This window comes from Streptomyces sp. 13-12-16, from assembly GCF_002114215.1.
Taxonomy (GTDB): domain Bacteria; phylum Actinomycetota; class Actinomycetes; order Streptomycetales; family Streptomycetaceae; genus Streptomyces.
In genome coordinates, this window is record NZ_NCTE01000196.1 from 1 (window position 1) to 10,737 (window position 10,737).

A 10,737-nucleotide genomic window follows, 5' to 3' on the forward strand; every position below is an offset into this window, starting at 1 on the left:
TCCACCGCATCCGCCGCCGCCCCCGCAGGACGACCCGCCTCCGCAGGACGAGCCACCACCGCAGGACGATCCCCCGGAGGAACCCGACGAGCAGGACCCGCCGCTGCCTCCGCCGCCACCCGCCCACCAGCTGTCGCGGCCCCTGCCGCTACGGCCGGCGCCCACCCGCCGCGCGGGCCTGCGCGCGGCGCTCACGACCGCGACCAACAGCACGAGAAGCACCGCCAGGATGATGCCGACGACCATGGCGTCACCCTCCTTCCGTTCCCCCGTGATCCCCCGAAGCGGCCCCCCGTGGGCGCCTCGCTCACGTGTGTGACCGGGAGATGCCCTCCACCCGTGCGGCCCAAAGCAGAGTTGAGGAACTTCTGAGGGTCCTGTCGGGGGAACGACTTCTGACCTGCGCGGAAAGGCAGTTCGGGGACCGTCCGGGTCTCACCGGGCCGGTTTGGGGGTTCCTCCGTCGGGGTGGGGTGTGTGGTCCCGCCCGGCACGGTGGGTTACTCATCCGTGCGGGTGTCCCGTGATGCCCGTGTGCCGAAAAGAACGGAGAATCCCTCATGCGCGTCCCCCTGCGCCTGATCGCCCCGGTCCTGCTCGCCGCCGCCGGCGCGATGGCCTCGACCGCTCCCGCCACCGCGGTGGACAACCCCGTCGGGACGGTCACCTGCCTGACCGAGGCCCCCGCCGCTGTCACCGAGCTCGCCGACCCGGCGGCCCTCCTCGATCCGGCCACGGCGCCCGGGGTGTCGTGCATCGCCCCCTGACCCACCCTCCCGGCGGACGCCCGTCCACGAAGGCGAGTTGAGGAACCCCGGGGCTCCGGCGCAGGATGGCCGCCATGACCTCCAGCGCGCGCCCCCTCCTGAACCGCCGGCTCGCCGAGTTCGGGACGACGATCTTCGCCGAGATGTCCGCCCTGGCCCTGCGGACCGGTTCCCTCAACCTGGGCCAGGGCTTCCCCGACACCGACGGCCCCGAGGAGGTCAGGGAGGCCGCCGTACGGGCCCTGCGGGACGGCCGCGGCAACCAGTACCCGCCGGGCCCCGGCATCCCCGAACTGCGCACCGCCGTCGCCGCGCACCAGCGACGCCGTTACGGCCTCTCGTACGACCCCGACACCGAGGTCCTGGTCACCGCCGGCGCCACGGAGGCGATCGCGGCCGCCCTGCTCGCGCTGCTGGAACCCGGCGACGAGGTGATCGCCCTGGAGCCGTACTACGACTCCTACGCGGCCTGCATCGCCATGGCCGGCGGCCGGCGCGTCCCCGTCACCCTCCGCCCCCGCGAGGGCCGCTTCCGCCTCGACCTCGACGAACTGCGCGACGCCGTCACCGACCGCACCCGCCTGCTGCTGATCAACACCCCGCACAACCCGACCGGCACGGTCCTCACCCGCGAGGAACTGGCGGCGATCGCCGGGCTGGCGGTGGAACGGGACCTGCTCGTCGTCACGGACGAGGTCTACGAACACCTGGTCTTCGACGACGCCGAACACGTCCCCCTGGCCACCTTCCCGGGCATGCGCGACCGCACGGTGACCATCTCCAGCAGCGGCAAGACCTTCTCCTTCACCGGCTGGAAGGTCGGCTGGATCACGGCGGCCCCGGAACTGGTCACGGCGGTCCGCTCGGCCAAGCAGTTCCTCACCTACGTCTCCGCGGGCCCCTTCCAGTACGCGATCGCCGAGGCCCTCGCCCTGCCGGAGTCGTACTTCACCGGATTCCGGGACGACATGCTCGCCAAGCGCGACGTCCTGGCGGCCGGCCTGGAGGAGGCGGGCCTCACGGTCTACCGCCCCTCCGGCACGTACTTCATCACCGCCGACATCCGCCCCCTGGGCGAGAGGGACGGCATCGCCTTCTGCCGCGCCCTCCCGGAACGCGCGGGCGTCGTCGCCATCCCCACGTCGGTCTTCTACGACCACCGCGACATGGGCGCCCCCTTCGTCCGCTTCGCCTTCTGCAAGAAGCGCTCCGTACTGGAGGAGGCGTCCCGCCGCCTCAAGGCCGCCGGAACCCGCTGAGCACGGTCACTCGGCCTCGGGCGATCCCCTCTCCACGGCCAGGTGCGCTCGACGCGGTCACGCCGTACCGCGTAGGCCGCGGGACCGCCCCTGGCCACGGCCCGGTGGATGGCCTCACGGTGTGCGTCGAACCGCCCGATCATCTCGGCGCTGGGCAGTTGCTGGTTGTCGAGGTAGAAGAGCACCGCTTCCCGTTCAAGCACCGGTCGGATCTCCAGATCCCGGCTCTTGATCCGGCCGTCCTTGGAGATCGGCACCCATGACTGGTCGAGGCCGTGAGCGATCCAATCCTCGTCGGCGATGTCCTGTGCGTCGTCGGGGAAGACGTCCCCGATGCGGTGGACAGTCCAGCCGCACGCCCTCAGCCCTTCCGCGACGCGACGTCCGAGATTGCGGTCGAGGAAGAACTCAGGCGGCAAGGCGCACCACTGCCCTGCACAGCGCGTCCACCTGCTCGGGTGTCATGTCGAAGTCGTACGCGATGTCCTCGACGCTCTCCCCGGCCTCCCAGAGGTCGGTGATGGCCTTGACCGCGACGCGGTTGGCGGCCACGACGGGCCGCCCGTGCCCGAACCTCGGGTCGATCACCACGGGGACGGACTCCGGGTACTGCCTGAGCCGCAGACTGGAGGGGAAGTCGTCGTCGGGCTCCCAGTTCAGGTAGCGGAGGTAGCCGGAGACCACCTCATGGATGGGCGCCTGACCGTCCCGGGCCCTGCGGAGGTCCCCCAGCCCGTGCTCGACGAAGATGTCCACGCCGTCCGTCGCGATCCGCTTCGAGACAAGGCCGTAGGGGGTGTCGAAGGCATCCCGTACGGCGGTGGCCGCTTCCCTGATCTCGCTCATCCGCAGCCCCAGGGTGCGGAGGGAGCGGAGAACGTGCGCCTCGGCCACCGCGATGAACGGCACCGAGGGCTGTCCCTTGCGAGGCAGTGGTTCCACCTGGTGGACCAGCGGTGCCCCGGCGGCCCTGCCCTTCAGCCACGAGGTGAGCGTCGACTGCGGGATCTCCAGGTAGGAGGCCGTTTCCGTGGGGGTCAGAAGTCCGTCCTTGAACCGGTCGGTCATGCCCCACCTCCTCCGTCTGTCGAGTCCGCTGCTCGATTTCGCATCGTCGCACATCGAGTTTCCCGTCCGGGGGTCGATCTCACACCCGCCCATCGGCTCAGCAGGCGGCATGGAGACGGCTCCCCGACCAGCAGCCTCGGCACCGGCCGGGTTCCGGTGCGCGGAATGCCTTGTCGCAGCCGTCGCAGGTCTGGAAGGGGAGGACGGCGGGGCGTTCGTCGCGGTGTGTCGGCGAGAGGGGTGCGACGGGTAGTGGTGTTTCGCGCAGGCGGTAGGCGAGGATGCCCGCCGGACGGGTCAGGAAGTGATCGGGGAGGCCTTCGGTCAGCAGCTTGATGATCTGCACCGTTCCCAGACCCGCCGCGAGCCACCGGGAGACGGCCGGCGCCAGCCGTGCGGCCTCCTGTACGGACAGGACGAGGCGGGGGTCGACCCGACACAGTGCGGTGAGTACGGCGAGGGCCTGGGGGTCGGCGTCGACGAGGGACGGCACCGGCTCCGTGTCGACTGGCTGTGGCGTCTCCGGCACGGCCGTGGCCGGTGCGGTGGCGGACCGCTTCCGGGGTCCTCGCGGGGCAGGTGGTTCAGGCGGCCCGTCCGGTACGTCGTAGAAGTAGGTCCGGGTGCGGATCTGCCCGGTGGGCAGGCGCTCGCGGCGGCGTTCCAGGTACCCGGCGGCTTCCAGCTCCCGCAGGGCCCGCGAGATGAGGATCTCGCCCTCGGTGAAGTGCTCGCACAGGGCGGCGATGCTGACGGGAGTGCCGTCGGGGAGGGAGGCGATGTAGACCGCGACGCCGATGGTGACCGCGCTGCCGCGCTGCTGGGCGAGGGCGTTGGAGATCACGGTGAAGTCGGCGGTGAGGCGGGTGCGTACGTGGATCACGCCGGAGGTCGGTGTTCCGGCGTCGGCGCGCAGGCGCGCGTTAGACTGCGAGTCAGCCATTGGGAAGGTTGAGGCTTCCTGATCGGTGAGGCCCTCGTTCCAGGACGGCAATCCTGGGCGGGGGCCGCATTTGTTCGCGGTTGCTGCGGCGAACGTAACCGCCCGCATTCCGCACCTGCAAGCCGGTCACTCGGACGGGTGACGCGGGCTTTTCGGTGGGGAGGGTGGGTGGGCGGGTAGTTCTTTCTCCCGGTTCTTTGGGGAGGTCAGTGGCCGACCGGACCCTCGTGGACAAGGGCCCGGTCGGCCCGGAAGACGGACGGCGCCCGGGGCCCGGCTCGCTCAGGGACGGTGGTGTTCTGCCTTCAACTCGCCTATGAACGCGGCCCAGGAAGCGGCTTCGAAGCACAGCACCGGACCGTGCGGGGCCTTGCTGTCACGGACGGGGACGACGGCCGGGAACCCGTCGGCCACCTCCACGCAGTTGCCGCCCTCCTGGTTGCTGTAGCTGCTCTTGCGCCAGGCGGCGCCGTTCAGATCGGGACGGGACCTTCGCTCCATGGTGGTTGTCCTCCCTCACGGATCGGATCATGTCGAGCGACATGAGCGGGGGCAGAGCTGCCGCCCGCAGCCGATCGTAGGTCAGGGAGAACCGCCTCACCTCGTCCGGATCCTCGATGAGTTGGCCGTAGTGTGCGCCTTCCGCGTAGGCGACCTCCGAGCCGTCCGACAAGGTGAGGACCGTGAGCGAGCCTCCCATGACCTCGTGCTCGCCCTGGTCGAACGGCAGTACCTGCACGGTGGTGTGGAACTCCTTCGCAGTTCCGAGCAGCCACTCCAACTGTTCGCACATCACCGGCCAGCCGCCGACCGGACGCCTGATAACCGCTTCGTCGAGGACCACCCACAGCTCGGGGCGATCAGGCGTACCGAGGCGCTTCTGTCGCCCCATACGAGCGTTGACCCGCTCTTCCAATTGCTCTTCGCTGGCGAGCGTTCGACCAACTTTCAGCACAGCTCGTGCGTATGCCTCGGTCTGCAACAAGCCAGGGACCACATGAGCCGCGTACTCGCGGACGTCCACCGCCCGCTCCGCGTACTCCATGAACTTCCGCGACCAGTCCGGAAACGCTTCCCGATACACATACGGCCACAGCTCGACGAGCAGATCCTCCGCACCCAGGGCCGCGTCCAGCGCACGCGCCAGTTCCAGCGTCGGTTTCGCCCCGGACGCCCGCTCGATCTGCGTGATCCGCGTGCCCACCACATGCGTTCTGGCGCCGAGTTCGGCCTGGGTGAGTCCGGCCGCCGTGCGGAGTCTGCGCACCCGTGTACCGAACAGAGCCGCCATCGACGCACTGGGGTCAATTGCGTTGGCCAAAGCGTCACTTCCGTTCCTTATGGCCTGAAAGGTAATACCGCGCCCTCTGTTGAGCGTAGAGCGACCGGACGAATCTTGAGTACGGAACGTGATGACTCGCATACGCCGCGAGACGACCCGAGATCGACAGAGAGGGACGGACCAAGCCGTGCTCACAGGAACGACCACCTCGGCTGCCGCACGGTTCACCTCCTCACCGCACGGCGCGCGGCTCGCCCGGCGTTTCGCCGTCCGGTGCATGGAGGCGTGGGGGCACCCGCCCGCGTCGGACGTGTCGTGTGCGATCGCCCTCGTCGTCGGTGAGCTCGCTGCGAACGCCGTGCTGCACGGCCGGGTGCCCGGACACGACTTCGGTCTGCGACTCGCCCTCGACCCGGCGGCGGACCTGGTGCGGGTCGAGGTGGCGGACGCCGCCGCCACGAAGCTGGCGCCCGCGACCGCGCCCTCGTCGTGTCCCGAAGGCGAGTCCGGTCGAGGGCTGCTCCTGGTGGAGGCCCTGGCGGTGCGCTGGGGGTCGGCGCCTCGTCGCCCCTGGGCAAGACGATGTGGGCGGAGGTGTCCACGGAGGTGCCGGCTCACCTGTGAGATCCGGCTCGTGGTCGTGCCGCACCGCCGGCGGTCACGCACCTGGGCCGCAGGCGTGCGGGCGCGAGGCGTTTCGGTGTACCAGGTACTGCCGTCCTGCCGGTGAGTAGCCGTACTCATGCCGGAACGAGCCCTCCGGGTCACTGTGGTGATCACCGACCCGTACCGGCTTGAAGGGCCTCCGATGCCGACTTCCCCTCGCTCACGTCTGCGGCGACTTACCGTGCTCACCACGGACAGCCGGCTCGCCCGGGGCTATCTGACCGTGGTCGCCCTCGGCGTCCTGGTCATGTTCCTCTTCCCGGAGAGCCCTTACGCCATGAGCCCCATGCTGCTCACGGCGCCCCTCTCCTTCCTGCCCGTGCTCCTCCCCTTCGGGCCCGGTACCGAGGGAAGCCCGCCGGTCGAGGTGCTGGCCACCGGCCTCTGGTTCGCGTGGACCCTCCTGTGTGCCCTCGTGAACGCCGCCGCGCTCGGCGCCCTCGCCAGGAAGTCGGACCGGGCACCCTCCGTACGTCCTCGCCCACGGGCCCCACGGGCCCTGCTCGCGCCCGCCGTGGACAACTGGCTCGCGCGCGGCTATCTCGCCGTGGTCGCCGCGGCGCTGGGAACCTTCCTGTACGCCGTGTTCGTGTCGTCGGACCCGGGGTTCGCGGGGATATGGCCCATCATGGCCGCGGCACCGCTCAGCTTCCTCGCCCTGCTGGTGACGGCACCCGTGGAGTACTCCTCGCCCGCCTGGCTGAGCTCACTGGTCTTCTCCGCCGGTGTGGTCCTGTCGGGACTGGTCAACGCCGTACTGATCGGCCTGCTCGCACACAGGCTGAGGGCCCGCCCCGCAGGGAGGTGAGGCAGAAGAGAGCCCGGTCCGGACAGTGGCTGTCCGGACCGGGCTCTCGTCACGCCATGCCTGAGGACGGACTACTCGTCGTCCTCGGGCTTGTCGTCCGTCTCGTTGATCTCCTGCTCCAGGCCGAGCTGCTCGACGAGCCACTTGTCGAACTCGATCGCGGCCCGCACCCAGCTGACCGTCGACGAGACGAAGTGCTCCAGGCTGACGCCCATGCCGATCAGCATCTGGGCCTCACCGATGAGACGGACCGTGCCGTCGTCGTGGGTGTGGGTGTAGACCTTGGGCCACAGCGTGCGGCGGTTCCAGTCGTCGACGGACTCGAGCAGCTGGGGCTTCTCGTCGATCTGGTGCGGCCGGTCGTAGAACGTCCGGACGGAGAAGATCTGCTGGTCGCCCTCTCCACGGAACATGAAGTAGGTGCGGAACTGCTCCCACGGCGCCGCGAGGTCACCCTCGTCGTCGACGACGTACTTGAGCTCCATCTGGTCGAGGAGCTGCTTCACGAGGTCCTGATCCGGGACGACGGGGCCCGCCGGTCCTTGCGGCTGCGGCTCGGGCTGGCCCCCGAAATTCGGAATCGAGGACGGGTCGATGGTCACCGTGAATTTCCCTTCGTACGGATCCCGCCATCCTCCCCCATACGGGGAGGGGGGTGGCAAGCCCCGACGGGCCTGTCAGCCGTGGGCTGACTCGATCCGGTCAATGCCGGGGTACCCGGTACGGGCCGGGCCCAACGTCCCGGGGAGGGACATCGGGCCCGGAAACGGAACCGTCGCTCAGAGTGACTTGCCGGTCGCCGGGCCCACCAGCAGCCCGTCCTCGAAGCGGTCCACGCGGACCGTGTCGCCGTCCTTGATCTCGCCGGCCAGGATCTCCTTGGCGAGGCGGTCGCCGATGGCGGTCTGGACCAGGCGGCGCAGGGGGCGGGCGCCGTAGGCGGGGTCCATGCCCTCCTCGGCCAGCCAGGCCAGGGCGTCGGGGGTGACGTCCAGGGTGAGGCGGCGTTCGGCGAGGCGGCGGGAGAGGGACTCCAGCTGGAGCTTCGCGATCCGTGCCAGTTCGGGCTTGGTGAGCGCCGAGAAGACGACCAGGTCGTCCAGGCGGTTGAGGAACTCGGGCTTGAAGGAGGCCCGGACCACCTCCAGGACCTGCTCCTTCTTCTCCGCCTCGGTGGTGAGCGGGTCGACCAGGTACTGGCTGCCCAGGTTGGACGTCAGGACGAGGATCGTGTTGCGGAAGTCCACCGTGCGGCCCTGGCCGTCGGTGAGGCGGCCGTCGTCGAGGACCTGGAGCAGGATGTCGAAGACCTCGGGGTGGGCCTTCTCGACCTCGTCGAGGAGGACGACGCTGTAGGGGCGGCGGCGGACGGCCTCGGTGAGCTGGCCGCCCTCCTCGTAGCCGACGTAGCCGGGGGGCGCGCCGACGAGGCGGGCGACGGAGTGCTTCTCGCTGTACTCCGACATGTCGATGCGGACCATGGCCCGCTCGTCGTCGAAGAGGAAGTCGGCGAGGGCCTTCGCCAGCTCGGTCTTGCCGACGCCCGTCGGGCCGAGGAAGAGGAAGGATCCGGTGGGGCGGTCGGGGTCGGCGATCCCGGCGCGGGACCGCCGTACGGCGTCGCTCACCGCCCGGACGGCCTCGGTCTGGCCGATGAGGCGCTTGCCGAGTTCGTCCTCCATGCGGAGCAGCTTCTGGGTCTCGCCCTCCATCAGGCGGCCGGCGGGGATGCCGGTCCAGGAGGCGACGACGTCGGCGATGTCGTCGGCGCCGACCTCCTCCTTGACCATGGTGTCCTTCGCGCCCCCGCCGGAGGCGGAAGATGTCAACGCTTCCTCGGCCTCGGAGGCGGCCTCCAGGTCGCGTTCGAGCGTGGGGATCTCGCCGTAGAGGAGTTTGGAGGCGGTGTCGAAGTCGCCGTCGCGCTGGGCGCGTTCGGCCTGGCCGCGCAGCTCGTCGAGCTTCTCCTTCAGTTCGCCGACCCGGTTGAGGGACTGCTTCTCCTTCTCCCAGCGGGCGGTGAGGCCGCGCAGCTCCTCCTCCTTGTCGGCGAGGTCGCGGCGCAGCTTCTCCAGGCGTTCGCGGGAGGCGGCGTCGGTCTCCTTGCCGATGGCCAGCTCCTCCATCCTCAGCCGGTCGACGGCGCGCTGGAGCTCGTCGATCTCGACGGGCGAGGAGTCGATCTCCATGCGCAGGCGGCTGGCGGCCTCGTCGACGAGGTCGATGGCCTTGTCGGGGAGGAAGCGGGAGGTGATGTAGCGGTCGGAGAGGGTGGCGGCGGCGACGAGGGCGCTGTCGGCGATCTGGACCTTGTGGTGGGCCTCGTAGCGGCCCTTGAGGCCGCGGAGGATGGCGATGGAGTCCTCGACGGAGGGTTCGGCGACGAGGACCTGCTGGAAGCGGCGTTCGAGGGCCGGGTCCTTCTCGATGCGCTCGCGGTACTCGTCGAGGGTGGTGGCGCCGACCATGCGGAGTTCGCCGCGGGCGAGCATCGGCTTGAGCATGTTGCCGGCGTCCATCGCGGAGTCGCCGCCGGCGCCGGCGCCGACGACGGTGTGGAGTTCGTCGATGAAGGTGATGACCTGGCCGTCGGAGTCCTTGATCTCGGCGAGGACGGTCTTGAGGCGTTCCTCGAACTCGCCGCGGTACTTGGCGCCGGCGACCATGGCGCCGAGGTCGAGGGCGACGAGCCGCTTGTTCTTCAGCGACTCGGGGACGTCGCCCTTGACGATGCGCTGGGCGAGGCCCTCGACGACGGCGGTCTTGCCGACGCCGGGCTCGCCGATCAGCACCGGGTTGTTCTTGGTGCGGCGGGACAGCACCTGCACCACGCGCCGGATCTCCTGGTCGCGTCCGATGACGGGGTCGAGCCTGCCCTCGCGGGCGGAGGCGGTGAGGTCGGTGCCGAACTTCTCCAGGGCCTTGTACTGGCCCTCGGGGTCGGCGGTGGTCACCCGGCGGGCCCCGCGCGCCTTCTGGAAGGCGTCCTGGAGCTTCTTCGCGGTGGCGCCCTGCCGGGTGAGGACCTCGCCGGCGGCTCCGCCCTTGGCGGCGGTGCCGATGAGGAGGTGCTCGGTGGAGAGGTACTCGTCGCCGAGGTCGCGGGCGCGGGACTGGGCGTCCGCGATGACGGCGAGCAGTTCACGGTTGGGCTGGGGCGGCGCGACGGTGGACCCGGTGACGCTCGGCAGGCCGGCGAGGACGCGCTCGGCCCCGGAGCGTACGGCGGCCTGGTCGGCGTCGACCGCGGCGAGCAGGTCCGTGATGTTCTCGTTCTCCTGCCCGGCGAGCAGGGACAGCAGCAGGTGGGCGGGGGTGAGGTCGGGGTGTCCCTCGGTCACGGCCCGGTTGCCCGCGGCCTGGATCGCTTCCCGGCTCCGGTTGGTCAGCTCGGCGTCCACGTGTCCGTTCTCCTCCTTGCGGTGACCCTTCAGCGGCCTTCGCGGCTGACTCGGTCAGCGTACACAAACTTGAGTCTATTCCACTCAAGGTGGTGGACGGGAGTGCGGCGGGGACTAAGTTCCGGTCCATGGCCACCTCGTACTCGGTAGACCCGGGCGATCCGGACGCGTCGTACCTCGGCTTCTGGCGCGAGAAGCACCTGTGCACGCTGACCACCCTCCGCCCGGACGGCACCCCGCACGTGGTGCCCGTCGCGGTGACGTACGACCCCGGGGCACGCCTCGCCCGGGTGGTCGCGAACGAGTCCAGCGCGAAGGTGCGGCACGTGCGGGCGGCGGGGGACGGGGGCGCCCCCGTCGCGGTGTGCCAGGTGGACGGCCGGCGGTGGGCGACGCTGGAGGGGCGGGCGGTGGTCCGCACGGAGCGGGAGCGGGTCGCCGAGGCGGAGCGGCGGTACGCGGAGCGCTACGGGCGGACGCCGCGGCCGAATCCGTCACGGGTGGTCATCGAGATCGCGCTCACGCGCGCGATGGGACGCGGGT

The 10,737-nt window shown here is 70.5% G+C and carries 11 protein-coding genes and 1 pseudogene; 5 read left to right on the forward strand and 7 right to left on the reverse strand.

What is annotated here, in order from left to right:
- The first annotated feature begins 560 nt into the window (after window positions 1–560).
- Together B7767_RS08865 and B7767_RS08870 are read left to right on the forward strand one after the other, a co-directional pair.
- Window positions 561–767 carry a hypothetical protein gene (locus tag B7767_RS08865; RefSeq protein WP_085571690.1) on the forward strand — a complete coding sequence of 69 codons (207 nt, stop codon included), beginning with the start codon at window positions 561–563 and terminating at the stop codon, window positions 765–767.
- Between the two features lie 65 nt (window positions 768–832).
- Window positions 833–2,026, forward strand: a complete 1,194-nt coding sequence (locus tag B7767_RS08870) for a pyridoxal phosphate-dependent aminotransferase (RefSeq protein ID WP_085571691.1) — start codon at window positions 833–835, stop codon at window positions 2,024–2,026.
- On the opposite strand, the gene B7767_RS08875 is transcribed toward B7767_RS08870, so the two are convergent.
- The 5 genes from B7767_RS08875 to B7767_RS08895 form a co-directional block, all read right to left on the reverse strand.
- On the reverse strand, window positions 1,918–2,445 hold the full coding sequence (locus tag B7767_RS08875) for a toxin-antitoxin system, toxin component, PIN family protein (protein WP_256923365.1): 528 nt from the start codon (window positions 2,443–2,445) through the stop codon (window positions 1,918–1,920). The two genes, B7767_RS08870 and B7767_RS08875, sit on opposite strands and share 109 nt — an antisense overlap.
- Window positions 2,435–3,094, reverse strand: a complete 660-nt coding sequence (locus B7767_RS08880; protein ID WP_085571692.1) for a DUF433 domain-containing protein — start codon at window positions 3,092–3,094, stop codon at window positions 2,435–2,437. The genes B7767_RS08875 and B7767_RS08880 overlap by 11 nt, the downstream gene beginning before the upstream one ends.
- A gap of 97 nt (window positions 3,095–3,191) precedes the next feature.
- Window positions 3,192–4,037 (reverse strand): hypothetical protein, encoded by an 846-nt coding sequence (locus B7767_RS08885; protein WP_085571693.1) that lies wholly within the window; start codon window positions 4,035–4,037, stop codon window positions 3,192–3,194.
- A 282-nt stretch (window positions 4,038–4,319) separates the two neighbouring features.
- Entirely contained in the window at window positions 4,320–4,457 is a 138-nt protein-coding gene (locus B7767_RS47865) for a DUF397 domain-containing protein (protein ID WP_256923366.1), read from the reverse strand.
- Complete coding sequence (locus B7767_RS08895) at window positions 4,414–5,328, reverse strand: helix-turn-helix transcriptional regulator (RefSeq protein ID WP_085571697.1); 915 nt, start codon at window positions 5,326–5,328, stop codon at window positions 4,414–4,416. Before B7767_RS08895 ends, B7767_RS47865 begins: the two co-directional genes overlap by 44 nt.
- Before the next feature lie 178 nt (window positions 5,329–5,506).
- Between B7767_RS08895 and B7767_RS08900 the strand changes: the two are divergent.
- Both B7767_RS08900 and B7767_RS08905 read left to right on the forward strand, forming a co-directional pair.
- A pseudogene (locus B7767_RS08900) lies at window positions 5,507–5,943 on the forward strand (ATP-binding protein).
- Between the two features lie 223 nt (window positions 5,944–6,166).
- On the forward strand, window positions 6,167–6,793 hold the full coding sequence (locus tag B7767_RS08905) for an SCO4225 family membrane protein (RefSeq protein ID WP_256923367.1): 627 nt from the start codon (window positions 6,167–6,169) through the stop codon (window positions 6,791–6,793).
- Between the two features lie 71 nt (window positions 6,794–6,864).
- Here B7767_RS08905 and B7767_RS08910 read toward each other — a convergent pair whose 3' ends face one another.
- Both B7767_RS08910 and clpB read right to left on the reverse strand, forming a co-directional pair.
- Complete coding sequence (locus tag B7767_RS08910; protein ID WP_030862980.1) at window positions 6,865–7,395, reverse strand: YbjN domain-containing protein; 531 nt, start codon at window positions 7,393–7,395, stop codon at window positions 6,865–6,867.
- 177 nt (window positions 7,396–7,572) lie between these two features.
- Window positions 7,573–10,194, reverse strand: a complete 2,622-nt coding sequence (gene clpB, locus B7767_RS08915) for an ATP-dependent chaperone ClpB (RefSeq protein ID WP_085571694.1) — start codon at window positions 10,192–10,194, stop codon at window positions 7,573–7,575.
- A gap of 128 nt (window positions 10,195–10,322) precedes the next feature.
- On the opposite strand from clpB, the gene B7767_RS08920 reads away from it, so the two are divergent.
- The coding region (locus B7767_RS08920; protein ID WP_085571695.1) for a pyridoxamine 5'-phosphate oxidase family protein at window positions 10,323–10,737 on the forward strand (415 nt) is incomplete at its 3' end.

Coding starts and splice junctions, on each gene's coding strand:
- B7767_RS08865 (WP_085571690.1), top strand. CDS start 561: ATGCGCGTCCCCCTGCGCCTGATCGCCCCGGTCCTGCTCGCCGCCGCC.
- B7767_RS08870 (WP_085571691.1), top strand. CDS start 833: ATGGCCGCCATGACCTCCAGCGCGCGCCCCCTCCTGAACCGCCGGCTC.
- B7767_RS08880 (WP_085571692.1), bottom strand. CDS start 3,094: ATGACCGACCGGTTCAAGGACGGACTTCTGACCCCCACGGAAACGGCC.
- B7767_RS08885 (WP_085571693.1), bottom strand. CDS start 4,037: ATGGCTGACTCGCAGTCTAACGCGCGCCTGCGCGCCGACGCCGGAACA.
- B7767_RS08895 (WP_085571697.1), bottom strand. CDS start 5,328: ATGGCGGCTCTGTTCGGTACACGGGTGCGCAGACTCCGCACGGCGGCC.